The organism is Asticcacaulis benevestitus DSM 16100 = ATCC BAA-896 (assembly GCF_000376105.1).
Taxonomy (GTDB): Bacteria; Pseudomonadota; Alphaproteobacteria; order Caulobacterales; family Caulobacteraceae; genus Asticcacaulis; species Asticcacaulis benevestitus.
Genome location: NZ_AQWM01000003.1, coordinates 127,409 through 152,546 on the forward strand (window position 1 = coordinate 127,409; position 25,138 = coordinate 152,546).

Consider the following 25,138-nt stretch of genomic DNA (forward strand, 5'->3'; position numbering starts at 1 on the left):
GTTTGGACAACTCTACCACCCTGAACCTGAAAATGATGACCGATTCCATAAATTCCAAGCCAGCACGCGGCCTATATCCCGATATTGAGCCCTATGACAGCGGTCATATGCCCACCGGCGGCAAACACAAGATCTATTATGAGCAATCCGGCAATCCGGCCGGTATTCCGGTCGTGGTGCTGCATGGTGGCCCCGGTGGCGGCACCTCGCCCAACCTGCGCTGCTATTTCAATCCGGACGGCTATCGCATCATACTGCTGGATCAGCGCGGCTGCGGAAAATCGACGCCGCACGCCTCCGAGGACGTCTCGCTCGAAGACAACACCACCTGGCATCTGGTGGCCGATATCGAGGCGCTGCGCGAAAAGCTCGGCATCGAAAAATGGGTGGTCTTTGGCGGGTCTTGGGGCTCCACCCTCGCCCTCGCCTACAGCCTGACCCATCCTGATCGTGTGGCCGGCCTGATCCTGCGCGGCATCTTTCTTGTGCGACCGTCAGAGCTTGACTGGTTCTATCAGGATGGCGCCAGCCATATCTATCCGGATATCTGGGACAAGTTCATCGCCCCGATCCCCCAAGAGGAACGCGGCGACCTTCTCAGCGCCTATGTCAAGCGCCTGAACGGGCCCGACAAGGCCACGCAGGTGCGATGCGCCCTGGCCTGGAGCGGTTGGGAAGGCGATACCCTCTCCATCGAAGGGCCCAGCGACTCGGCGTCGAAATTCTCCGATCCGGCCTTCGCCCTGGCCTTTGCCCGCATCGAAAGCTGGTATTTCAAGAACGGCGGCTTCTTCGAGAGCGACAACTGGGTGCTGGAGAATATCGGACGTATCCGCGCCATTCCTGGCTGGATCGTGCAGGGTCGCTACGACGTGGTGACGCCGATGACGACCGCCTGGGAGCTGAAAAAGGCGTGGCCGGAAGCGAAGTTCAACCTGGTGCGCAAGGCCGGGCACTCTTCGAGCGATCCGGGCATTCTGGAAGGGCTTGTGGCGGCGGCCGATGAGGCGCTGGTGGCCTTGACCCGCTAATACAAAGCGTCATGAAGGGCGACTGCCTGCCGCCGCCTAAGCGGCGAGCCCTGCGGCGTTTGAGCTGAAAAAAGCGAATACCAATGAAGCGGTTCTACACCGCGCATGTTGGTATAAGTCAGGGCTCGTCGTGACGCACGCCGTCCCACGGCTCGCGTCGGGTCAGATATTGCAGCGGCCAGACATTTTCGCGTGTCCGTCCGCAGCGCGGGCAGTCCGGCTCATGCTTCTCGAAGACGCCATAGAAAAGATGGCCCTTGTCGGCGCCCTTGGTATCGACATGCTTGCCGCAACGCGGGCAGAGGAAGAAGAACTGCGACACCGCCACAAAGAAAAAGGCGAACGACCAGAACAGGCGCGCGGAGCCGCTCAGGGCGCCGATCAGACAGACCGGCAGCAGGATAAAACAGATAGCGGCGCGCGTTCGGTAGCTCATGAAGGTTCCAGGGCAGTCCAGAGACGCAAGGCCTGCTTCATGGCCAGAACGTCGTGGACTCGCACCATTTTTGCGCCTTTTGCGATAGAATGCAAATGCACCGCCAGCGTGCCGCCGACGCGCAGTTCCGGCTCGGCGGGCTCGGCGCACTCGCGTTCTTCCAGGGCGGCGATAAAGCGCTTGCGGGAAGCCGCCATCAGCAGCGGAAATCCATGCGAGGCCAGACGATTCGTAGCCCTGATCAGCGCCAGATTATGATCGAGCGTCTTGCCAAAGCCTATGCCGGGATCAAGCCAGATATGGCCGCGCGCGACTCCGGCGCGCAAGGCCACCTCGGCACGTTCGAGCAGATAGGATTCGACCTCGGCCACCACGTCCTCGTAATAAGGACTGGCCTGCATGGTGCGTGGCTCGCCCTGCATGTGCATCAGGATGACCTCGCGGCCGCTGCGCGCGGCTGCCTCCAGACTATGCGGCGTATAGCTGAGCGCGCTGACATCATTCCAGATGCTGGCGCCGGCCTTGAAGGCTTCCTCGGCCACTTCCGGCTTGAGCGTATCGATACTGATGGGGGTATCGCTGAGGCCGGAGAGCGCGGCGATCAGCGGCACGACGCGGCTGATCTCTTCCTCCAGCGTCACCGGATGGGCGCCGGGACGGGTTGATTCGCCGCCGATATCGAGCACATCGGCGCCCTCGGCGATCAGTTGCCGCGCGTGGCTGAGCGCGTGTTCAAAGCCGATAAAGCGCCCGCCGTCGGAAAAGCTATCCGGCGTAACGTTGACGATGCCCATGATCAGCGGGCCTTTGGCGGCATGGAGGTCGAGGAGCGTCATAACTTACCTTATCCTCCCCTGTTTACGGGGGAGGTGGCGCGGCGAAGTCCGTAAGGACACAGTCCGCGACGGAGGGGGCTTGCTGAAAGCGTCCCCCATATCGCGCATTTACCTTCCGTCATAGCCTAACCTCCGCCTGTGTCCGCCCCCTCCGTCAGCGACACCAGCCCTGCGGGCTTTGCCCGCAAGAACTGGGCGCTGCCACCTCCCCCGCTGCGCAGGGGAGGATCAATAAGAGGCTACGCCTTACCCAACCGCTTGATTTCCCAATGCAGATCGATGCCCAGTTTCGTCATGACATCGGCGCGGACGGCCTCGCCCAGACCTTCCAGTTCAGCCGCCGTGGCGTCGCCGGTATTGATCATAAAGTTGGCGTGCAGTTCGGAGAACTTGGCCGCGCCAAACAGCTTGCCGCGCCAGCCGGCCTCATCAACGCATTGCCAGGCGCTCTTACCTTCCGGATTCTTGAAGGTCGAGCCGCCGGTCTTTTCACGGATCGGCTGGGTCTGCTCACGGCGGGCCGTTATGGCCTCCATCCGCTCGGTGACCGCCGCCGCATCGTCAGGCGTGCCTTGGAACAGCGCGCCGGTATAGATGACGCCTTCGGGTTCCGAATGGCGATAGCGGAAACCCATATCGGCATTGGAGATCGTGATGCGCTCGCCAGAGCGCGTGATGGCATAGGCCTCGATCAGAATGTCCTTGGTTTCCGCCCCGTAGCAGCCGGCGTTCATGGTGAGCGCCCCGCCGATCGTGCCCGGCACGCCGCGATAGAATTCCAGTCCGGCAATGCCATTTTGCGCCGCCACCTTGGCAACATTGGCATCCAGCGCCGCCGCACCAGCTTCGATGCGCCCCTCGCCGCGCGGCGTCACATCGGCGAAATTACGACCAAGGCGAATGACCACGCCATCGATGCCACCATCGCGCACCAGCAGGTTCGAGCCGACGCCGATGGTCAGGACCGGAATGCCGGGATCGAGGTTTTTCAGGAATTCGCACAGGTCGGCGGCGTCTTCCGGCAGGAACACCATATCGGCCGGTCCGCCGACGCGAAACCAGGTGAAGGGCGCCAGATCAGCGCGATACATCATCTTGCCGCGCACCGGCGGCAGTTCGGCGATCCAGGCGTGAGAATCGTGACTCATGCTTTAAGGGCTTCCAGTTGTGCCGGCAAAGCATAGGCCCACTGCGTGATATCGCCCGCACCGAGCAGGACGACGATATCGCCTGCCTTGGCCTCGGCCGCCACCAGACCGGCCAGTTGCGACGGTCCATCAAGCGCTATGGCGTTGCGGTGACCAAAGCGGTGCAGCCCCTCGACCAGATGGGTCTTGTCGACACCCTCGATCGGCGGTTCGCCGGCGGAATAGACGTCGGCCACGATCACCGTGTCCGCGTCATGGAAGCACGACGAAAACTCGTTCATCAGATCACGCAGGCGGGTATAGCGGTGCGGCTGGACCACGGCGATAACCCGGCCAGCACTGACCTGTCGCGCGGCCTTCAAAACGGCAGCGATCTCGACGGGGTGGTGGCCATAGTCATCGATCACGCGGATACCATCCACCACGCCGGTCGTCGTGAAGCGGCGCTTGACGCCGCCGAAAGCACTCAGGCCGCGGCGGATATCATCCTCGCCGATTCCCAGTTCACGGGCGATGGCGATGGCGGCGGTGGCATTGGACACGTTGTGGTTGCCGGTCATCGGCAGCTTGAGCTTCTCCCAGGTGAAGGGCTCGATGCCCCCCAATTGACTAGAGGGCGGCGAGAACACGACATCGAACACGGCGCCTTCGGGGCCAAATTCGATGTTGGCGCAGCGCACCTCGGCCTGCGGGCTCGTGCCATAGGGGATCAGGCGGCGGTTGTCGATCTTGGCGGCCAGGGCCTGCACTTCCGGATGGTCGATGCAGACGGCGGCGAACCCATAGAAGGGAATATTCTCGACGAAATCGACAAAGCCTTTTTTGACGGCTTCGAAATCGCCCCAGTGATCGAGGTGTTCGGCGTCGATATTGGTGACGATGGCCAGGGTCGACTTCAGACGCAGGAAGGAGCCGTCGGATTCATCGGCCTCAACCACGATCCAGTCGCCATCGCCGACCTTGGCATTGGTGCCGTAGGCATTGATGATGCCGCCATTGACCACGGTCGGGTCCTTGCCGCCAGCATCAAGCAAACAGGCTACCATGGAGGTGGTCGTCGTCTTGCCGTGGGTGCCGCCGATCGCGATGGAAAATTGCAGGCGCATCAGTTCGGCCAGCATTTCGGCGCGGCGCACCAGCGGGATACGGCGGCGGCGCGCCTCGACCATTTCCGGATTGTCCTGCTTCACCGCGGTGGAATAGACCAGCGCGCAGACACCTTCCGACACGTGCGAGGCTTCGTGGCCGATGAAGATCTGCGCGCCCAGCTTTTCCAGACGCTCGGTATTGGCCGAGGCCTTGGCGTCGGAACCCTGCACCTTGTAGCCGATCTTGATCATGATTTCGGCGATGCCGCTCATGCCGATGCCGCCAATGCCGACAAAATGGACGGGACCGAGATCGAAAGGCGTCGGGCGCTTGGTGTGAAGGGTCATGCAGGGGTCGTTTCACAGAGAAAGAAATGGGAAGGGAACAGGGTTTAGACCATCCTTGCGAGCCTGTCACTGATCCTTTTCAGCCTTTCACAGCAACGGCTTTTATGGCAATAATGATGTCAGCAAAGAGGTTCCGCCATGGGCAAGATGTCAATATCGCTGGATGAGCAATCCCGGGCGTGGATAACCGGGCAGACGGAAGATGCCGAGACCTATGTCAATGCGCTGGTCCATCAGGATCAATTGCGCAAGGCGGCTGAGGCAGAGTTGCGTGATCTGCTTGAGAACGCACGAAACAGTGGCGTGACGAACCGCACGCCTCAGCAGATCATGATGGATGTCCAAGCGGAACTAAAGCTCAGTGGCCGCGTATAAACTGACGGCCGATGCCGAAGCCGACTTTCTGAGCCTCTATCTCTATTCAATCGAAACTTTTGGCCTGATACAGGCAAATAGCTACGCGCTTGATATGATAGATACTTTTGAAATACTGGCGATAAATCCTTTCGCCGGCCGAGATGTCAAAACGAATGCCCGCTGTTTCATACACGCATCTCACAGTATTTATTACGAGATCGAAGGCGAAGCTGTTTTAATTCTCCGCATCCTGCATCAGTCGCAGGACCCGATGCGCCACCTTTAATCCGCTTTTGGCGCCTTCGGTTTGAGCAGACTACGCGCAGGCCCCTTCCCCTTCCCTTGCGTCACATCTTCTCCATCATAAAGCTTGCGCACCAGGGTGTAGATGATCACGGTCAGCGGCATGGCAAAGAGCACGCCCATAGGCCCAAGCAATCCAGCGAAGCCAATCACGGCGAACAGGGTGATGATCACCGGAATGGAGGCGATCTGGCGCTGAACCGCCGGCGTGATGAAATTGCTCTCCATTTGGGATACGCCGACATAGATCAACAGCGCCCACAGGAAAGTCTGCCAGCCGGAGACCGCCGCCAGCAACAACCCGGGCCCCGCCGAGACCACCGGCCCAACGATCGGCACGAACTGCGCCAGACCCGACACCATGCCCAAAGCCAGCGCCGACGGCACGTGCAGGAACCACAGACCAAAGCCGGTCAGGGTGCCGACCAGCACCATAGAGATAAACTGACCGATAAACCAAAGGCGCAAGGCGCGGCCGGCCACGTTCATAGCGTCCCGCACCTTCTCTTTGTGGTCATCGGCAAACAGGAAAACCACGCCGTCACGGTACTTGCCGGGATCTATCGCCAGAATGATGCCGGCGATCGTGGCGACCAGCAGATTGGCCAGCGCCGAAAAGACGCTGCCAGCGATGAGCGGAAGCTTGGACGCCAGACCGCTGGCCTGCTGCCCCACCGTGTCCAGTTGCTTTTGCACTTCGTCGTTAAGGCCCAGTTGCTGCAGGCGCACCTGCAAGGCAGCCCAGGCCACAGGTATCTGCTTGGTCAGGTTCTGCGTCTGCGCCACCAGTTCGTAGCCGAACAGGAAGAAGGTCAGCGAAATCAGCGCCAGCACGCCGACCAGAACGGTCAGGACCGCCAGTGTGTCATTGAGCGGCGTATATTCGATCAGCGGTTCGGCCAGGGCCCGCAGCACAGTGGCGATCACGATGGCGCCGAAGATCAGCAGCCACAGGCTGAGCAGTTTGAAGATCAGCAGACTGGCGGCGATGGCCAAAATAATAAACAGCACGCGCTGAATGAAACCAATGTCGAGCGCCTTTTCGGTCATGACCCATCCTTGATTTTGGTTACGGTGCGTTCCACCAGATCGGCTAAAAGTTTGGCCGCATCAGGGCGCGCCACCGATTTCGCGGCACCGGCGCGCATCGGCAGCATCGATGAGGCCTCGATCATCAGGCGGATCTCTTCGCTCAAGCGTTCGGCGGTGAAGTCTTCCTCGCGGATGACGATGGCGGCCTTGGCCTCTTTCAGCACCTCGGCATTGTAGGTCTGGTGATCGTCAGCGGCGATCTTGAGCGGGATCAGCACCGAGGGCTTGCCGGCCACGGCCAGTTCGCAGACGGTCGAGGCCCCGGCCCGGCCGATAACGATATGGGCGCGGCCGAGGCGTTCGGCCATGTTGGAAAAGAACGGCGCCACCTCGGCGTCGATCTCCGACAGCGCATAGACCATCCGCGCCTGCTCGACCTGCTCGTCGCGCGCCTGCTGCTCAACGTGCAGATTGATTCGCAGCGACATCGGCAGCATGGCCAGGGCCTGCGGCACGGTTTCCGACAGGATCTTTGCGCCCTGCGACCCCCCGGTCACCAGAATATTGACGGTCGGATCAATGGCCGGATAGGGCTCATCGTAGAGCGCGCGGATATCCGGCCGCACCGGATTGCCGACCACCTGCACCTTGCCCTCAAGTTCATCGGGTGCCATGCGCAGCACCGGGAAAGCACAGGCGACGGCATCGACCTTCTTGACCAACTGGCGATTGGAACGGCCCAGCACGGAATTTTGTTCGTGGATCAGGGTGACATCCTTGCGACCGAGCGCGGCCATCAGAGCCGGATAGGACGGATAACCGCCAAAGCCGATCACCGCCCACGGCTTGAGCCTCGCGAAGGCCTTGCGCGCCTGCAGGATACCCTGCCCGATCTTGATCGCCGCCTTCGCCATGCCGATCGGATCGCCGTTCCTGAAGGTGGCGGCTTCCAGCGACAGGCGCTCGATGGCGGGAAAATGCTCGGCATAGGCGGCGCCGCGCTTGTCGGACGCCAGCACAACGTCCCAGCCGCGGCTGATGAGTTCGCGCGCCAGGGCTTCGGCGGGGAACATATGTCCGCCGGTGCCGCCCGCCGCCACGATGGCCAAAGGTTTGGTGGCAAAGGAAGAGGCCTTGCGGCGCGGTTTGGGTGGTTTAGGCGTCGCCAAGTGGAATCCCCGAAATCATCGTCGTCTGACCATAACGGCTCAGATATAAAAAGCTAAGGTCTTTTCGATGACATTTACCACTTCGTCGGATCGTCCTGTGGAATCTCTTCCTGACGCTTGCGGGTCAGGGCCAGAATAAAGCCGAGCGTAACCCCCAGCGCCAGCATGGAGGAACCGCCGTAGGAGATAAACGGCAGGGTCATGCCCTTGGGCGGAATGAGGCCGAGATTGACCGACACATTGATCAGCACCTGCGTCCCCAGCATGATGTAGAGGCCTGACGTGGCGATCTGGCGGAACGGGTCCTGCATCGCCATGGCCTTCAGCAGGCCGCGCACAATGATGAAGGTGAAGATGCCGATGATGATCAGGATCAGCCACAGGCCGTATTCTTCTGCCACCACCGAATAGATAAAATCGGTGTGGAGGTCTGGGATATAGCGCTTCATGGTGCCTTCATTGAGGCCGCGACCGAACAGCCCGCCATTGGCGATGGCCGCCTTGGCGCGCGCCACCTGGAAGCCGGAGTCAGCATCAGGCGAGATAAAGCCCATGATGCGGTTGCGGAAGTGCGGCTGGATGAAGAACAGCCCGACAAGCCCGACGCCAGCGGCCGACAACATGCCGATGATCCAGCGAAACGGCACGCCCGAGATAAAGAAACAGGCGCCAAAGGCAATGGTGATCAGGATCGATTGCCCGACATCGGGCTGGATCAGCAACAGGACGATGGCCAGCGCATAAAGGCAGAAGGCAACGGTCACGCCCGGCACGCCCTTGCCTTTCTGGCCCTCGCAGAACATCCAGGCGATCAGCACGATCAGGGCCGGCTTGAGGAATTCCGACGGCTGCACCGCGATCGGCCCCAGTTCGAGCCAGCGCCGGCCGCCCTTGGCGGCGTGGCCAATCAGCGGCAGCAGGGCCATGATCGAGATCGCACCACCATAGATCAGCACGCTGACGCGCTTGATGCCCTTGAGCGACAGCATCGAGATCATGATCATGCCCACCGCCGTCATCAGGGCGAAGACGAAATGACGCTTGGTGTAATAGAAGGTATCGTAGTGGCTGACATGCGGCGCCGCCACCGGCGACGACGAGAAGGAGAAGAAGAAGCCAAGCACCAGAAGGATCAGCGCCAGCGTAAGGGTGACGCGATCAAGCGTCCACCACCAGATGGCGGTCGGTGAGCGATCCGTGCGCGTAAACGGGTGGGCATAAGCCTGAGTCATGGCGCATCCTGGGGGCGATAATTGTACTGGAACATGCGCCAACAGGATTCAGCAAGTCACGGTTAATTTTGCCTTAACGCGCAGGTTGATTGCTGAAATTCCCACTGTTAGCAGCCCTGCTGATAATTATCTCGTGCTATGAAATGGGGAGCTTGACAGGCGCAAATCACAGGCCTATGGAGCCGATTATGCCGCCCTATTGCATTGCAGCATCGCGGATATTTCAAGGAACCTAACCCCATGCCCGGCGACAGTAGTCGATCTAATCCGCCGCAACGGACACGCATCCAGGCTTAGGGTTTCTTAGGCTCGCCTGTGGTGGTCGATGCGGCCTCTAACAAACAAGGTGAGCCATGGTCTTCTTTTTCGAAGATGCCAAAGGTGCGCGTCCGCTCGTTCGCATGTTGCGTCGTGGCGGCGGGCTACCGTGGGCCGATTTAGCGGCCTTCATCCTTCTGGCCGGCCTGACAGTGATGGTCATCCACGGCACGCAGCAGATGGAGGCGCCACTGGCGCAACTGAGCGCCAACCCCGTCACGCTCGATGCGGCGCGTCTGCCCGAATACGCCCTGCGCACAACCCTGCGCATGTTCGCGGCCCTGGGGGCGTCCTTACTGTTTACGTTCACGGTCGCCACCCTTGCCGCCAGAAGCAAGAAGGCCGAACTGATCATCGTGCCCGCGCTCGACATCCTGCAATCGGTGCCGGTGCTGGGCTTCCTGACCTTCACGGTGAGCATGTTCATGGGCTGGTTTCCCGGCAGCCAGCTTGGCGTTGAATGCGCGGCCATCTTCGCCATCTTCACCAGCCAGGCCTGGAACATGGCGTTCAGCTTCTACCAATCCCTGCGCACCGTGCCGACCGATCTCGATGAGGTGACGCGTCAGTTCGGCTTCTCGCCGTGGCGCCGTTTCGTCCGGCTGGAACTGCCCTACGCCATCCCCGGCCTCGTCTGGAACATGATGATGTCGATGTCGGGCGGCTGGTTCTTCGTGGTGGCGTCCGAAGCGATCACGGTTGGCAAAACGACCGTCACCCTGCCCGGCATCGGCTCGTGGCTGTCACTGGCCATCGCGCGCGAGGATTTCAGCGCTGTCTGGATCGGCGTGGGCGCCATGGCTGTGGTTATTATCCTTTACGATCAACTCGTTTTCCGCCCCATCGTGGCCTGGGCCGACAAGTTCCGCTTTGAGCAAACCGCCTCACAAAGCGCACCGCAATCCTGGCTCTATGATCTGGTTCGCCGCACCCGCCTCCTGCGTCAAGGCGTCGATATCCTGCTGTGGCCGCTACATAAACTGGCGGCGCTGGAGTGGTCGAAACTGCCGTCCGTGCCGAAGGTGCAGGTCTCGCTTGGCCAGAAAACCAACCGGGTATTGGATGTGGTCTGGATCGGCCTTGTCCTGACGGCCTGCGCTTGGGCTGTCTGGATTCTGGCTGATTTCATTGCCCGCCATCTGAGCTGGGGCGCTGTTATCATGGCGTTTGGACTTGGCCTCGCCACCCTCATCCGCGTCGTGGTCCTGATCGCCCTGGCCACCATCATCTGGGTGCCGATTGGCGTCTGGGTGGGCCTGCGTCCGGCCTGGGCCGAACGCCTGCAACCTATCGCGCAGTTCCTGGCGGCCTTTCCGGCCAATGTCCTGTTTCCGTTCGCGGTCATGGCGATCGTCGCCTTTCATCTCGATCCCAATATCTGGCTGTCGCCGCTGATGATCCTGGGCACCCAGTGGTACATCCTTTTCAATGTCATTGCCGGCGCCAGCGCTATCCCCGGTGACATGAAAGAGGTCGCCGGCATCTTTGGCATCAGGCGGTGGCAATGGTGGCGGCAGGTCGTCATTCCGGCGATCTTTCCCTACTACGTCACCGGCGCCCTGACTGCCTCAGGCGGTTCCTGGAACGCCAGCATCGTAGCTGAGGCCGTGACATGGGGCGATCGCCATCTTGAAGCCGCCGGCCTTGGCGCCTTCATCGCCAAGGCGACGGCCGCCGGTGACTATCCGCGCGTGGCGCTTGGCATCGCGGTCATGAGCGTCTTCGTCATCGCCTTCAATCGTTCCGTCTGGCGACCGATGTACCGCTTCGCCGAACGCCGTCTTCGTATCAATTAGTGCCTTGAGGAGTTTCCCAATGGCTATTGTCAATAACGCCCCCCGCACCGCCAGCCCACTGGTTGAGGTCCGCAATGTCCGTCACATCTATGGCAAATCGGGCGCCTCCGGCCTGCTGGTGCTCGATAATGTCGATCTGACCCTGCAGGACAATGAGATCGTCGGCCTGCTTGGCCGTTCCGGTTCCGGCAAATCGACCCTGCTGCGCTCCATCGCCGGCCTGATCAAGCCCACCGAAGGCACTGTTGCCTTCCCACCGGTTGCCGACTGTGCGCCCACCAGCGTCAGCATGGTCTTCCAGAGCTTCGCCCTGTTTCCCTGGCTGACGGTGCTTGAAAACGTCGAGGTTGGGCTGGAGGCCAAGCGCGTGCCCAAGGATGAGCGGCGCAAGCGCGCCCTGGCCGCCATCGACCTGATCGGGCTCGACGGCTTTGAAAGCGCCTATCCGAAGGAACTCTCCGGCGGCATGCGCCAGCGGGTCGGGCTGGCGCGCGCCCTGGTGGTCGATCCGTCGATCCTCCTGATGGACGAACCCTTCTCCGCGCTCGATGTCCTGACCGCCGAAACCCTGCGGACCGACCTGCTCGACCTGTGGTTCGAAGGCCGCATGCCGATCAAGTCCATCCTGATGGTCACGCACAACATCGAAGAGGCCGTGCTGATGTGCGACCGCATTCTGGTGTTTTCCAGCAATCCCGGCCGCGTCGTGGCCGAGATCAAGGTCAACCTGACGCAACCGCGCAACCGCCAGTCACCCGCCTTCCGCGCCCTGGTCGAAGACATCTATGCCCGCATGACCCAGCGCGCCACCGCCGATCAGCCGAAAGAAGGCCTGTTCTCCGGTATGGGCATCGGTATGGCCCTGCCGCGTGTTTCGACCAATACGCTGGCCGGCCTGATGGAGGCGCTTGTGGCCGATCCGTACAACGGCAAGGCCGATCTGCCGCAACTGGCCAGTGAGTTGCAATACGAAGCGGATGAATTGTTCCCGATCGCTGAAGTGCTGCAACTGTTGCGCTTTGCCGAACTGGAAGGCGGCGACCTGAAATTGCTGCCGGCGGCGCGTCACTATGTCGAGTCCGACGTCGATCAACGCAAGGCCTTGTTCGCGCAGCATCTGCTCAGCTATGTGCCGCTGGCCGGCCATATCCGCCGCGTGCTCGATGAACGCGCCAGCCACAAGGCGCCGGCGCGCCGCTTCCGCGATGAACTGGAAGATCTGATGTCGGAAGCCTATGCTGATGAGACCCTGAAGGTTGTCATTCAGTGGGGCCGCTATGCCGAGGCCTTCGCCTATGACGAAAGCGCCGATCAGTTCAGCCTTGAAAACCCCGAATGAACGGAGGCGACCATGACGATCAAAACGCACCGCCCTTCGGGGTGGATGGCTGGCCTGTGCGCTATTACGCTTATGGTGAGCCTCCTTGTGCCGGCGCCGGTCTATGCCGGCGGCGGAGCACACGTCATTGACGACGCTTCCGTCGAGACGCCCGGCGTCTGTCATCTGGAAAACTGGGTGACGCAATTTGATCAGGACCGAGGGCTGGTGAATCTGTCGCCTGCCTGCACGCGCAAAGTCTGGCCCAACCTGGAGATCGGGGCTTCGCTCCAGCACAGCTGGGATAGCGGGGAAGATACGACCATCGGTCCGGCGCTGAAGTACAACCTGCGTCCGGTTGAACGCGGCCTGGGCGTGGCCGTAAGCATGGGCGGTAACTGGAGTATCAGAAGCGGGCAGCTAGAGACGGCCAGCCTGATCGTGCCAGTCACCATTCCAATCGGCGACAAAGTGCAGGTCAATCTCAATGGTGGCTGGACCTATGGCAGCGCGCTGGAGCACCAGACCGCCGCCTTCTTTGGCGTTCAGGTTTTGGCTCAGGTCACACGCGACGTCAGCCTGATGGCGGAGGCCTTTCGCCGCGACCATGGCCGGGCGGGACATCAGATTGGGTTACGCTGGAACCCGCGCGGCGGGAATGTCGATATCGACATCCTTGTTGGCAGGCGTATTGATGGGGTTAATCCCGATGCCGTGACCGTTGGTCTGACGTTACGTCATTAAAATGAAAAGGCGATGGCCGACGCCTGCCTACCTTTTAAGCATTCGCACGGGCATCAAGTTCCCTCAGGAAGGCGACGCTGTCGTTCATCTGGTCAATGCCGTGGCGATGTTCGGCGGCCATGGCGCTGAGCCCGTTCAGCGAGCGCTCGATATGGCCACTTTGGGCGAAGATATCTTCAACCCTCAGCACTGTGTCCTGATAATGCTGGCTCTCATCCTTGAATTGCAGACGGGTAGCCTCAATTATACCGCCGAGCTGCTTTAAGGACGACTCGATCTCCCCGATAGCCGCCTGAGTATGTGTCAGGGTTGATTTGGTGTCGCTTGCCAGCTTTTTGACTTCGCCCGCCACGACACTAAAACCGCGGCCGGCCTCCCCCGCACGCGCCGCCTCGATGGTGGCATTGAGCGCCAGAAGGTTCGTCTGGGATGTTATGCCATCAATAACGGACAAGACCTGACGCAGGTTGGCAAGCGCCGCGTTCAGACTGGTGAATTTCTCGGAAAGCTGTTCTGTATTTGAATCATCCCCCGTCGCACGTTGCTTCTGATCGCTCTCCATCGCATGACGGATGCCGTCCATAATGCCGCCGATATCGCCGACCTCGGTGAGGACGGTTTCTATTTTGGCCGCGATGCCGAGATGGTTCGAGATTCCGTCAATAACGCCACCGCGCAATCTGTTGAGGATTTCCGCCCGGTTCAATTGACAGCGCGCGAAGTAGTTGACGAATTTGGCGTATTCGATCGGAAACTGATCAATAAAATCATCCTTGTAGTCCGAAGTTCCCGCTTCAAAAAACGCCACGGCGGTCAGGGTCTGGTTGACATTGATACCGAAGAGCTCTCCGAACGTGGAGAAGCCAACGGCCGGCGCCGGCCATATGTTTTTCGCGTTTTTGAGGATGGTCTCATTCGAAAGGCGGCGCAGGATACAGTCATTCAGCAGCACGCCGAGCAAAGGCGGCTTATCCTTCAGGAAGGCATCGACGTCACGACGGGTCTGATCAATAAAATCAGTGGCTTCCAGAAGGATAAGGTCGTCACCAGAGCCGACATCGCAATAGAAAGTCACCGTTTCGGTATTGAAATCGATGCCCGCGACCGAGCGTACAAACAACTCCCCGTCAATTTCGATCCCAAAGGCGCGGCCTTCAAGGGCCTTCTCCAAGCCTGAGGGCTGAACGCGCAGGGCGTCACAAAGCGCGCTGACAAACGGCACGACCTTGTTGGCGCTGGCATCATAGATGGCGCTGACGGTGCGCTTGTTCGGGTCGGCATCGACCACAACGAAATCATATCCGATTTTGCGGAAATTCTGGCTTTTCATCACGCTGTAGCGCTTGTCCTTCGCCACCTTGACAAAGGCGAGCACCGCATGGTTCTCGACAACCTTGTCACCGTCGAAGAGATAGGTGTTCTTGAAGTCAAGCTTACCGCCGGCAGAGCCGCCAATAAACAGGCAGGGGAAGCGCGCGGCCTTATAGACCCCTTCCATGAAATAGCTTTCCGATTTGGAAACACCATCGATAAAGGTCAGCGCGAAGGTGTCACGCGCATCAATGGACAGTCTGGGCCTGACATTTTCCAGGGATTTAACGATCCGCGAGACACGCTCTTTGCGCAGCAGGGTGGGCTGCCCTGAGCGAATATCTTCGCAGTGAAGGGGTACGCTGAACACTTCGACCTGCGACAGCAACTCCGGCGAAAAAATCTGCAACACGACATTGTCCCATGCGCCGCTCGCAGAACAGTAAAGCCCTTTTTCCGGGTCGTCGCACAACTCACCGGCTGTCGTGGTGGCGATGACGGGTGCCTGCCCGACAAGGTCTTTCAGCGCTTTGCAGGTTCGGGAGAAATCCACATGGGGTGAAATATAGGCCATAACAAGCGAGGGCGCCGCCCCCTTGAAATCGAAATCAGAAGCGGTGACTCCGGCAAAATCAGCATTGGTCCTGAGGGTGCGTATCCAGTTCGACGCAGGCACGGCCTCAAGTTTATCAGCCATGGCAAGAGGGGCTTGTGCCACATGATCAATTTTAACGGATTTCTCGTGGTTCCTGAAAAACATATTCGTCCTGCCCCGATCGCGTCGACTGAAAGTCCACTTTTGAGCAAGTCTTGTTTAAAAACCTTAACAACCCTATAAAATTTATGGCCTTGAGGCTGTGGTTATCACAGCGCTGAAACACCTTACGGACAAAGCACATCAGGCAAGCCCTTTCACAGCAAAGGCGCTCTGGATGTGACGGTAAAAGGTTAAGGTTCAGATCTTAGGGTCTCAGGCCCCAGTTCTCAGGCCTGGACGCCCAGCTTGATCTCAGACACGGCATCACGGAAGGCATCGCCACGCGCCTCGAAATCGGTGAACTGATCGAACGACGCGCAGGCCGGCGAGAACAGCACGATCTCTTCCCTGCCGCTCTTTTCGGCCGCCGCATAGGCCTGCGCCACGGCGGTGAACAGCAGGCGCGACTGCGTACAAGCCGCCGACTTGCCGATGGTGACTTCGAACAATTCGGCCGCCTCGCCGATCAGATAGGCGTGCTTGACGCGACCGAACAGGTCGCGCAGTTCGTCAATGCCGCCCGCCTTGGCCACGCCGCCGGCGATCCAGTAGAAGCTGTCGAACGACGACATCGCCTGACGCGCCGCGTCGGCATTGGTCGCCTTGGAATCGTTGATGAAGCGCACCTTGCCGATGCGGCCGATCTCCTGCATCCGGTGCGCCAGGCCGGGGAAGGTGCGCATACCGGCGACGATCTCTTCCATCTCAAGCCCGAGCGCCTTGCAGGCGCTATAGGCGGCGGCGGCGTTTTGCCAGTTGTGGCGGCCGGTCAGGGTGCGGACCTCCTTGAGATCGATCACCTGACGGGCGCGCACGCCCGTGCCATCGTAGAGCACGCCATTCAGCGCATAGACGCCCTGGCCAAGCGTGCGACGTGACGAGATCGAGATCAGTTTGACCGGCGAATTGACGCGCATGTCCGAGATCAGGGCCGCGGTGTAATCGTCGTCAGCGCCGATCACCGCCGTCTGTTTCGAGCTTTGCGCCATGAAGATGCGCTTCTTGGCCTTGATATAGCCTTCCATGCCGCCGTGACGGTCGAGGTGATCGGGCGTGATGTTCATCAGCACCGCCACATCGGGCGAGAAGCTCATGGTCAGATCAAGCTGATAGGACGAGGTCTCGATGACATAGATGCTGCCAGCGTGCATCTCAGGCAGGTCGAGGATGCCGATGCCGATATTGCCGCCGACATGAACGTCCCTGCCGGCCGCCTTGAGAATATGCCCGATCAGCGCCGTCGTGGTCGATTTACCATTGGTGCCGGTGATGGCCACCGTGCGCGGGCGCTTATGCGCCGGCAGCACCGCCAGGGTGCGGGCGAAGAGTTCGATATCGCCCATCACGGGCACGCCAGCGGCCTTAGCCAGCGGCACGGTCCAGTGCGGTTGCGGGTGGGTCAGCGGCACGCCGGGCGACAGCACGAGCGCGGCGAATTCGCTCCAGTCGGCGTTCTTCAGGTTCTCGACCGTAAAGCCCGCCTTGGTGGCCGGCAGCAGGTTGGACGGCTTGTCATCCCACAGCACCGGCTCGGCGCCGCCGGCCTTGAGCGCACGCGCCGCCGACAGGCCTGAACGGCCCAGTCCGAAGATAGCGACACGTTTGCCTTCAAAGCCTTTTACCGGGATCATGACACGTACTCTCTAGCGTAGTTTCAAGGTGGCGAGGCCCACCATGGCCAGCATGGCGGCGACGATCCAGAAGCGGATCACCACCGTCGATTCCGGCCAGCCGAGCTTTTCAAAATGGTGATGGATCGGTGCCATCAGGAACACGCGCTTCTTGGTGAGTTTGAAATAGCCGACCTGAATCATCACCGACAGCGCTTCCATGACGAATAGCCCGCCGATGATGGCCAGCACGATCTCGTGCTTGAGCGCCACGGCCACGGCACCGAGGCCACCGCCAAGCGCCAGCGAACCGGTATCGCCCATGAAGATCTTGGCCGGCGGCGCGTTGTACCACAAGAAGCCCATGCCGCCGCCGATAATCGCCGCCAGGATGACCGCCACTTCACCGGCACCCGGCACGTAGTGGATGATCAGATAGTTGGCGAACTTGGCGTTACCGACGAGATAGGCGATCAGGCTGAAAGCGCCCGCTGCGATCATCACCGGCACGATGGCCAGGCCATCGAGACCATCGGTCAGGTTGACCGCGTTGGATGCACCGACGATCACCACCGCACCGAAGACGATATAGAAATAGCCGAGATTGAAGATGAAATTCTTGAAGACGGGGATGACCAGCGAGGTTGCCAGATGCGGCGCATCGGCCGGCACCGGCGAATAGTACATCAGCACCAGCACCGCCACGACGGCAACAGCGACCTGCGCCACCAGTTTCTGGATTGAGGTCAGGCCGGCCGAGGTCTGCTTGGTCACCTTGGCATAATCGTCGATAAAGCCGAGCAGGCCATAGGCCATGGTGACGCCGAAAACGACCCAGGCGGCGGCCGAATGCGGATCGGCCCACAGGATGGTACCGACGGCGATGCCAGCCAGGATCATCAGCCCGCCCATGGTCGGCGTGCCCTTTTTGGTCAAAAGGTGGGTCGAGGGACCATCTTCACGGATCGGCTGTCCCTTGCCCTGACGGGCGCGCATCCAGCGGATAAAGCGCGAGCCCATGGCGACCGCAACGATCATGGCCGTGATCATGGCCAGGAAGATGCGCACGGTCTGATATTTCATCAGATTGATCAGGGGCCAGTGCTGGTGCAGGCTGGTGACGTGCTCGTACAGCAGATAAAACATGAAACGCCTTTTTAGAGGGCAGCAACGCGCCCGTGAAATCTACTCTGCCAATAATGCTTTTGCGATCAAACCGGCTTTGGAGCCGTTGGAGCCCTTTATCATGACCACATCCCCCCCTTGCAAGTCCTCAATGACCCGCGGCAGCAATTCGGCGGCGGTGTCGGCATGGCCACCGCGCAAGGCGGGCGGCAGGGCATCCCACAGATGACGCATCAAAGGCCCTGCCAGATACACCTTATCGATGTCATTGGCCGCGATAACAGGGGCCAGCGAGGCATGCAGAGCCGCCTCTTCCGTGCCCAGTTCGAGCATATCGGTCAGGACGACAATTTTTCGTGAGTCCGCCGCTTTGGGATGCTTACCGAGCGATTGCAGCGTGGCGGTCATCGACACCGGATTGGCGTTATAGCTCTCATCGATGACGGTGATCTGGCCGTCTTTGAACGCCTTGCGCCTAACCTTGCCGCGACCGTCGAGCGCTGCCGCCCCCTCCAGCGCCGCGATCGAGGATTCCAGATCGACATCGAGCGCTTCCAGCATCAGCAGCACCGACATGGCGTTCATCGCCTGATGCTTGCCGGTGTGGGAGAGCGAGAAGGCGATCTCCTTGCCATGGAAACGCGCGGTGATCTCGGCGCGATCGCCATTAATGACGTGCGAAACCAACTTCGCATCAACCCCACCGGCCTCACCAAAGGCCGCCACCAGCGCACCGGCGCCACGGGCTTCGCGTTGCAGGAAATCGAACCAGACATTATCGGCGTTAAGAATGGCGAGGCCGCCCGGTATCAGACCATCAAAGATCTCGGCCTTGGCGCGCGCCACCCCCTCGTCGCCATCGGGGAAGTTTTCGGTATGTGCGCCGCCGACCGTGGTGATGATGACGGCGTGCGGCGCCACGAACTCCGACAGGGGCGTGATCTCGTCAGCGTGGTTCATGCCGATCTCGAAGACGGCGCGCTCCGTATCGGCCGGCATCCGCGCCAAAGTGAGCGGCACGCCGATATGGTTGTTGAAGCTCTTGATGGCGGAATGCGCGCGGCCGGCACGTGTAAGCCCCTGCATCACCATCTGGGTGACGCTCGTCTTGCCGACCGAGCCGGTCACCGCCCCGCGTTTGGCCTTCACCGCGCGATCGCGGGCAAAGACCGCCATATGCTCCAGCGCTTTTTGCACATCGGGCACCAGCAGGCAGGGCCCGCCCTCAATGGGCCGTCGCGTGACGGCAATGGCCGCGCCCGACTGGAAAGCCTGCGCCACGAAATCATGACCGTCGCGCACGCCTTTCAGCGCCAGGAAGATATCACCCGGCTGCAGGGCACGGCTGTCGAAATTGATGCCGGATGCGGCGCCGGAAGCGCCTTCGCCAACACCGGTCAGGGTGCCGCCGGTGGCCTTGGCCAGTTCGTCAAAGGTCCAGAGAGGCGTAGGTTTCATGGCTCACGCACGCAGTTAAAACAGCAAAACGTCATTGAACCTGACTCACGGCTTTAGGCAAGCAAGAGTGTGTTAATAGTCTTTATTCAGGACCATCTCAGCGAGATTTTCGTTCGCATCGCTACCGCGTGAGTTGCCATTGCGGCAGGGCAGGACTATAATATTCAGGACAACAGAGGGAGGCTCTCATGTCCCGTAATACCGCAAAACCCTGGTTTGCCCCCAAGCGTTATGGCTATGGTTCAGGCCTGCCGATCGCCTGGCAGGGATGGGTGGTGCTCGTGGTCTATATTGTGGTTTGCACAGGGTGCGCGTCGGCCCTGCCGTTGATGCTCCACAACACAGTCCTTTCCGTTTTGGCCCCCATTGCCATCGTAGGCGTGGCAACGATCATCTTGGGGATTATTTGTGCCAAAACAACAAAAGGCGGGTGGCGTTGGCGCGCGGGCGAGGATGATTAATCTCGCCCTCAATAAACCGGGCAACTCATCCAGTGGTAAGCCCGCGCCCATGAAATCCCCATCGAGCGTACGATGACGAAACCTTTCGATTCCGACGGCCCGCTATCAAGCGTCGAACAGCGGCTCATATAGATGCCGGAAGGATCGTAATAGTCGAGACGACGGGCCGACAGGGTCTTGTCCGGGTTGAGCCGCACCTCGGCGACATCGTAGCTGATATAGCTGCCGGCATAGAGCCGGTCATCAACGCGGGCGCGCTCGTTCAGCACCACCACTGTGGCGGATGACCTGCCGGTGCGACGCAGATAGGGGCCGGCGCTGTCGAAACATTCGGCCGCCTGCGTATCGTCGCCGCCTTTCTTCCCGTCCTTGTCATCATGCGACCGCGGACGGCCTTTGCGCCAATCGCGCCCACAATCGACGATGAAATAATCATCGCCATAGGCTTCCCAGATCTCGGTCGGGATCGGGGCCAGGGGCGCACCGCAGCGATTCAGCGCCCGCTCATTGATGTAGAGCCCGTCGTTCTGGCCAGTCACCCACCAGCCGATGCTCTCCATCGGCACACAGCCCTCAACGCCGACCAGCAGTGATTTGTTGATCCAGCGGCTATCGGCCTTGAAACTGTTCTTCTTGCTCTTGCGCTTTAAAACCCACTGATCGATCTCTTTCTCGATCAGGACATCCCCGGCCGTGACCGGCTGGCGCGCCGCCACCAGATCGAGTTCCTTCACATCGGGATTATTGATCAGGTAGCTGACCGCCGGCTTGGCGCACCAGGTGACGCGGATGCTGTACTGCTCCTCGCATTGCCCAGGCACGGCAAGGTAGCGCATCGTGCCCTGCACACGCAGCCTTTCCGTCCGGTGCCAGCCACCGTTCGGACCGGGCGTCAGGGGCGGGCCTTCCGGCGTATAGGGTCCGTGCGCCTGACGCGGTCCGCCACCGCAGGCAACCGTCTGACTCTCCACCGCCACATCGCCGCCCTTTCGATGCTCTATCGCATAGCCGACGTCCTCTCCGGCGAGCGCATAACAATCACGCGGCACGATGACATCGGAGCTTTCGAACTCAAGCTCACGCGCCTGAAACCCTTCGGCGGTCGGGAAAAGATCGTAGAGCCGGTAATCGCGGCCATAGGCGCCGGAAATCCAGTCCTTTCCTGTCTGGGCGGCGATCGGTGCCAGCACGCGGGTTTCGCCCTGCGCCGCCGGTTTCAGGATCACCTTGTCGAAGCACGGCCCCTCCTTGAGCGGCTGGAACTTCGCCGGACAGTTGGCGCGCGGCACCGCTATCTGCAACTCGGCGCCCAGCACCTCATGGACCGTGCCGAAATGCGCCTCATCGACCAGAATGGGCTGCGCCGATTGCGCCATCGCGCTCACCGGCAATAGTCCCACGACAACCGCCGCACCGGCCCACAGATATGGTCTCATGATATGCCCCTCCGCATCCACCCCGGTTATTCATACCGCCGGAGGCGCAAAATGCCAAGGGCACGCGTCGGGGTGATACCGCAAGGACAGAATGCGAGCGCGGGTATGAACCGGCGCTGAACGGGTGACTGCCCGCTGCTGATGCGGCGCAAAGCCTAGCGGCGGTTGAGCTTTACTTTAAAGCGCTCTTGACCACGCTGACATCATCGAACGGCAGAACCACGCTGCCAACGATCTGGCCCTGTTCGTGGCCCTTGCCGGCCACCACCAGCACATCGCCGGTCTTGAGGCCTGCCACCGCCTCGAAAATGGCGGTCTTGCGGTCGGCGATCTCGACCGCGTCCTTGGCCATGCCGGCCAGCACTTCGGCGCGGATGGCGGCCGCGTCTTCGGTGCGCGGATTGTCATCGGTAACGATGGCGCGATCGGCCAGTTTCTGCGCGATGGCGCCCATCTGCGGACGCTTGCCGCGATCACGGTCACCACCGCAACCAAACACGCAGACCAGCTTGCCCTGCGTATGCGGACGCAGCGCCTTCAGCACCGTCTCCAGACCATCGGGCGTGTGGGCGTAATCGACATAGACCTCGGCGCCATTGCCCTTGGTGCCGGCGCTCTCCAGACGCCCGCGCGCCCCTTGCAAGGTCGACAGGGCATGGATCACCGCGCCCGCGTCTTCGCCGGCGGCGATGGCCAGACCGGCGGCGACCAGGGCGTTGGAAGCCTGGAACAGACCGGCCAGCGGCAGCTTGGTCTCATACTTTTTGCCCAGATATTCGAGATACAGAATCTGACCGTCGACGGTCAGGTCACGGCCGGTCATGCACAGGTGCGACGAGCGCTCGCCGACGCTCATGACATTGAGGCCCGACATGATCGACATGGCGGCAAAGGCGTTATAGGCATCGGAATCGGCGTTCAGCACCGCTGTGCGGCCACGCGGCAGGAGCTGTTCGAACAGGCGCAGCTTGGCTGTCCGGTAGGCCTCCATGGTGGCGTGATAATCGAGGTGATCCTGCGTCAGGTTGGTGAAACCCGCCGCTACGAGCGACACGCCATCAAGGCGGCGCTGGTCGATGCCGTGTGAAGAGGCTTCCAGCGTCAGATGGGTGACGCCATCGGCGGCCATGTCAGCCATGTGCTTCGCCAGATCAGCGGCGTCCGGCGTCGTCAGGCCGGGACCGGTGATGGCGTTTTCGACGCCGGCGGCATCTTGCGTGACCACGCCGAGCGTACCCACGCTGGCTGACGTGTGGCCCAGACGGCTGAAAATCTGGCGGCAGAAGGTGGCGACGCTCGTCTTGCCATTGGTGCCGGTGATGGCGACGCAGGTCTTCGGCTGCGCGCCGTAAAAGGCCTTGGCGGCCAAGGCATAGGCGCGCCGGACATCGGAGACATTGACCACGACCGAGCCGTTTTCACTGACCGTGCCTTCGGGCGCCAGGATCGCGGCGGCGCCTTGCCGGATCGCCTGCGGAATGAACTGGCGGCCGTCCATGGCATTACCCGGCAACGCGCAGAACAGCACGCCCTCGCCCACCTTGCGGCTGTCGGCGGTGACGCCCGTGACCATGGGATCGTTATCCAGGTCGCGGCGCAGAATATCCGACAGGCGTAAGGCGCGGCTCATTAGTGTTCGTCTCCGGTTAAGTCTTCGGCGGCGACAGGCGCCTTGTCCCAGCCAGGACCGGTGAACTTGTCTTCCTTGCGCGCCACCCCGACAAAGGGCGCGATACGTTCAATCACATGACCCGCCACCGGCGCAGCGACAGGCCCCCCCATCCGCGATCCATTGCTTTCCGGCGTACCTTGCGGCGAGTCGACAGTGATCAAAACACTATATCTATCGCCATCCACAGGTCCGTCGATCGGGAAGACGGCGAGGAAGGAAGAGATGTTTTCTCTGGTGTAGCGACCATTGCCCGGCTTTTGCGCTGTGCCCGTCTTGCCGCCGACACGCAGGCCTGGCGCATTGGCGCGCGTGCCGGTCCCCTTAAGAACATTCTGGCGCATCAACTCTAGCATGGTGCGCGAAGTCGCGGCTGAGAACACCTGCGTTCCCGGCACCGGCGAATGGCCGTCGTACTTCTTGATCGTCAGCGGGCGCAGATAACCGCCATTGAGCGTGGCGTTGGCGGCCTCTACGAAGCTGAGCGGCGTGATCGCCATACCCTGTCCAAAGGCCGAATTGGCCAGAGACCCCTCAGACCAGCGGCTGGGCAGAAGCGGCGAAGCCGGCTCCGAGAGTTCGATATCGGCCGAACGGAACAGGCCGAGCGCTTCATAATAGCGCGTCATGGCCGTGGCGCCGACATCGAGCGCCACACGCGAAGTGCCGATGTTGGACGACTTGATAAAAACATCGGTCAGGGTCAGCAATTCGCTCGACGCATGTTCGTCGTGGACGAAACGATTGCCGAGTTTCAGCGGCTGACGACCATCATAAACCGAACTCAGCGACGTTGTGCCGGTGTCTAGGCCGACCGAAATCGAGATGACCTTGAAGATAGAGCCGAGTTCATAACGATCGACGGCGGCATGATTGCGCTTGTCAGCATCGCTGTACTGACCTGGACGGTTGAGATCGAAATCGGGCCAGCTCGCCATGCCGAGCACCTCGCCGGTGCGGACATTGGTGACGATGCCTATGGCGCTTTGCGCACGCTGCGCCACGGCCATGGCGCGCAGTTCGTTTTCCAACGCGCCTTGTACGCGCAGATCCATGGCTACCATCACCGGCTGATTATGGATGGCATTACCGACGATCTGATCCTGCAAGGCCTTTTCGACCCCGGAGAGACCTTCGCCGCCGCGCTGGGTCATGCCGATATAAGCCGAACCGGTGTTGGCCAGCGGATAATCACGGACGCGGTGGGCTTCGAAGCTGATACCCGGCAGGCCATAGTTGAGGATTTCGTCACGCTTGGCGGTTTTCAGATTGCTGGTCAGCAGAACGCGGTTGCCTGTCTTGAAGGCCTGATCGACCTTATCACGCAGCAAGTCAGGGAAGATCTGGAACAGGGCGCGACGCACCATGGCGCGGTCTTCGCCGGTCATATCCTTCGGATCGACGAAGATGTTGTAATCGTTGACATCCGACGCCAGAAGCTGGCCATTGCGATCAACAAGCTGGGCGCGGGCATTGGGCTCGCCGGTCAGGGCCTGGATATCACCGCGGCCCTGCAACGAGGCACGCGTGGCGAAACCGGCCAGGCAGACATAGGCAAAGCTCATACCCACCAGAATACAGAAGATGCGCATGCGCGTGCTTGATGCCTTGACGCCGGCGGCATTGGCGCGCTCGAAGGCGTGCTCCACTTTCCAGACGCGGTCAGCGACCCACTGAAAGCCGGATTGGGTGGTTTCCAACAACGAAATGCCCATCAGTGCGCCTCGCTCTTAACGGCCGGTTTGACGGCGATCAGATCGTCCTGGCTGCCGACCTGAACCGTGGCGGTGGCCGCCGGTGCGGCAGCGGGGGCAGCAGCATTGCCGGCGACCGGACGGGCGGTCGCGCGGGAAATTTCACCCAGGCTTTCCAGGCGTGCTTCATGATTGGGCTCGACCGGCTTCATGCCAAGATAGGTGACGGCCAGTTGCTCAAGGCGGCCCGGACGCTCCAGTTGCGCCACCTTGATCTTGAGGGCGCCAACGGCTTCCTGTTCCTCGGCGATCTGACGATCGAGATCGCTGATACGGCGGATGTCCTCGCCCTCGCGCGCCTTGCTGACGCAGACCCATAAGATCAGGGCGAAGACCAGCACCACCCCGACCAGTTCGATCAGACGGATACCCCGGACACGCTGTTCAAAAAGTCGCATAAA

At 60.9% G+C, this 25,138-nt stretch carries 22 protein-coding genes; 7 read left to right on the top strand and 15 right to left on the bottom strand.

Annotated elements, in window-relative coordinates; translation table 11 throughout:
• Nucleotides 1-35 precede the first annotated feature (35 nt).
• Nucleotides 36-1,031, top strand: coding sequence for a prolyl aminopeptidase (gene pip / locus B060_RS0106285; protein ID WP_023447310.1), 996 nt, complete (start codon nt 36-38; stop codon nt 1,029-1,031).
• A gap of 118 nt (nt 1,032-1,149) precedes the next feature.
• Here the strand turns inward: pip and B060_RS0106290 are convergent, their stop codons facing one another.
• From B060_RS0106290 to murC, 4 genes are all read right to left on the bottom strand, one after another.
• Nucleotides 1,150-1,467, bottom strand: a complete 318-nt coding sequence (locus tag B060_RS0106290) for a hypothetical protein (protein WP_018080919.1) — start codon at nt 1,465-1,467, stop codon at nt 1,150-1,152.
• Nucleotides 1,464-2,303, bottom strand: coding sequence for a dihydropteroate synthase (gene folP, locus B060_RS0106295; protein WP_018080920.1), 840 nt, complete (start codon nt 2,301-2,303; stop codon nt 1,464-1,466). The genes B060_RS0106290 and folP overlap by 4 nt, the downstream gene beginning before the upstream one ends.
• A gap of 239 nt (nt 2,304-2,542) precedes the next feature.
• Nucleotides 2,543-3,451 (bottom strand): UDP-N-acetylmuramate dehydrogenase, encoded by a 909-nt coding sequence (gene murB, locus B060_RS0106300; RefSeq protein WP_018080921.1) that lies wholly within the window; start codon nt 3,449-3,451, stop codon nt 2,543-2,545.
• Entirely contained in the window at nt 3,448-4,887 is a 1,440-nt protein-coding gene (gene murC / locus B060_RS0106305; RefSeq protein WP_018080922.1) for a UDP-N-acetylmuramate--L-alanine ligase, read from the bottom strand. Before murC ends, murB begins: the two co-directional genes overlap by 4 nt.
• Nucleotides 4,888-5,025: 138 nt before the next feature.
• Between murC and B060_RS0106310 the strand changes: the two genes are divergently transcribed.
• On the top strand, nt 5,026-5,262 hold the full coding sequence (locus B060_RS0106310) for a ribbon-helix-helix domain-containing protein (protein WP_018080923.1): 237 nt from the start codon (nt 5,026-5,028) through the stop codon (nt 5,260-5,262).
• Nucleotides 5,249-5,530 (top strand): type II toxin-antitoxin system RelE/ParE family toxin, encoded by a 282-nt coding sequence (locus B060_RS0106315; RefSeq protein WP_018080924.1) that lies wholly within the window; start codon nt 5,249-5,251, stop codon nt 5,528-5,530. Before B060_RS0106310 ends, B060_RS0106315 begins: the two co-directional genes overlap by 14 nt.
• Here B060_RS0106315 and B060_RS0106320 read toward each other — a convergent pair.
• The 3 genes from B060_RS0106320 to B060_RS0106330 form a co-directional block, all read right to left on the bottom strand.
• Complete coding sequence (locus B060_RS0106320) at nt 5,527-6,597, bottom strand: AI-2E family transporter (protein WP_018080925.1); 1,071 nt, start codon at nt 6,595-6,597, stop codon at nt 5,527-5,529. The two genes, B060_RS0106315 and B060_RS0106320, sit on opposite strands and share 4 nt — an antisense overlap.
• Nucleotides 6,594-7,748 (bottom strand): undecaprenyldiphospho-muramoylpentapeptide beta-N-acetylglucosaminyltransferase, encoded by a 1,155-nt coding sequence (murG, locus tag B060_RS0106325; protein ID WP_018080926.1) that lies wholly within the window; start codon nt 7,746-7,748, stop codon nt 6,594-6,596. Before murG ends, B060_RS0106320 begins: the two co-directional genes overlap by 4 nt.
• A gap of 74 nt (nt 7,749-7,822) precedes the next feature.
• Nucleotides 7,823-8,980: an FtsW/RodA/SpoVE family cell cycle protein gene (locus tag B060_RS0106330; RefSeq protein ID WP_018080927.1), complete on the bottom strand. Its 1,158-nt coding sequence runs from the start codon at nt 8,978-8,980 to the stop codon at nt 7,823-7,825.
• Nucleotides 8,981-9,333: 353 nt separating this feature from the next.
• Between B060_RS0106330 and B060_RS0106335 the strand changes: the two genes are divergently transcribed.
• Genes B060_RS0106335 through B060_RS0106345 form a run of 3 tightly spaced genes read left to right on the top strand, consistent with a single transcriptional unit; the run spans nt 9,334 to nt 13,156 of the window.
• Entirely contained in the window at nt 9,334-11,094 is a 1,761-nt protein-coding gene (locus B060_RS0106335; protein WP_018080928.1) for an ABC transporter permease, read from the top strand.
• 19 nt (nt 11,095-11,113) lie between these two features.
• A complete protein-coding gene (locus B060_RS0106340) occupies nt 11,114-12,433 on the top strand; it encodes an ABC transporter ATP-binding protein (protein WP_018080929.1) in 1,320 nt (439 codons plus the stop codon).
• 12 nt (nt 12,434-12,445) lie between these two features.
• A complete protein-coding gene (locus tag B060_RS0106345) occupies nt 12,446-13,156 on the top strand; it encodes a hypothetical protein (protein ID WP_018080930.1) in 711 nt (236 codons plus the stop codon).
• A 34-nt stretch (nt 13,157-13,190) separates the two neighbouring features.
• Here the strand turns inward: B060_RS0106345 and B060_RS28200 are convergent, their stop codons facing one another.
• The 4 genes from B060_RS28200 to B060_RS0106365 all read right to left on the bottom strand — a co-directional run bounded on the left by B060_RS28200 (nt 13,191) and on the right by B060_RS0106365 (nt 19,417).
• Nucleotides 13,191-15,164 (bottom strand): methyl-accepting chemotaxis protein, encoded by a 1,974-nt coding sequence (locus B060_RS28200; protein ID WP_018080931.1) that lies wholly within the window; start codon nt 15,162-15,164, stop codon nt 13,191-13,193.
• 287 nt (nt 15,165-15,451) lie between these two features.
• Entirely contained in the window at nt 15,452-16,855 is a 1,404-nt protein-coding gene (murD, locus tag B060_RS0106355; protein WP_018080932.1) for a UDP-N-acetylmuramoyl-L-alanine--D-glutamate ligase, read from the bottom strand.
• Between the two features lie 12 nt (nt 16,856-16,867).
• Nucleotides 16,868-17,980 (bottom strand): phospho-N-acetylmuramoyl-pentapeptide-transferase, encoded by a 1,113-nt coding sequence (mraY, locus tag B060_RS0106360; protein ID WP_018080933.1) that lies wholly within the window; start codon nt 17,978-17,980, stop codon nt 16,868-16,870.
• 39 nt (nt 17,981-18,019) lie between these two features.
• Complete coding sequence (locus tag B060_RS0106365) at nt 18,020-19,417, bottom strand: UDP-N-acetylmuramoyl-tripeptide--D-alanyl-D-alanine ligase (protein WP_018080934.1); 1,398 nt, start codon at nt 19,415-19,417, stop codon at nt 18,020-18,022.
• 188 nt (nt 19,418-19,605) lie between these two features.
• Here B060_RS0106365 and B060_RS0106370 point away from each other — a divergent pair, with 188 nt between their 5' ends.
• Nucleotides 19,606-19,878, top strand: coding sequence for a hypothetical protein (locus tag B060_RS0106370; protein WP_018080935.1), 273 nt, complete (start codon nt 19,606-19,608; stop codon nt 19,876-19,878).
• An 8-nt stretch (nt 19,879-19,886) separates the two neighbouring features.
• Here the strand turns inward: B060_RS0106370 and B060_RS0106375 are convergent, their stop codons facing one another.
• From B060_RS0106375 to ftsL, 4 genes are all read right to left on the bottom strand, one after another.
• On the bottom strand, nt 19,887-21,314 hold the full coding sequence (locus tag B060_RS0106375) for a hypothetical protein (protein ID WP_018080936.1): 1,428 nt from the start codon (nt 21,312-21,314) through the stop codon (nt 19,887-19,889).
• A 172-nt stretch (nt 21,315-21,486) separates the two neighbouring features.
• The gene (locus B060_RS0106380; RefSeq protein WP_018080937.1) at nt 21,487-22,944 is read right to left on the bottom strand and encodes a UDP-N-acetylmuramoyl-L-alanyl-D-glutamate--2,6-diaminopimelate ligase; all 1,458 of its coding nucleotides are present in this window, start codon (nt 22,942-22,944) and stop codon (nt 21,487-21,489) included.
• Nucleotides 22,944-24,698 carry a peptidoglycan D,D-transpeptidase FtsI family protein gene (locus B060_RS0106385; protein WP_018080938.1) on the bottom strand — a complete coding sequence of 585 codons (1,755 nt, stop codon included), beginning with the start codon at nt 24,696-24,698 and terminating at the stop codon, nt 22,944-22,946. Before B060_RS0106385 ends, B060_RS0106380 begins: the two co-directional genes overlap by 1 nt.
• On the bottom strand, nt 24,698-25,135 hold the full coding sequence (ftsL, locus tag B060_RS23950; RefSeq protein ID WP_174407882.1) for a cell division protein FtsL: 438 nt from the start codon (nt 25,133-25,135) through the stop codon (nt 24,698-24,700). Before ftsL ends, B060_RS0106385 begins: the two co-directional genes overlap by 1 nt.
• Between the last annotated feature and the right edge of the window lie 3 nt (nt 25,136-25,138).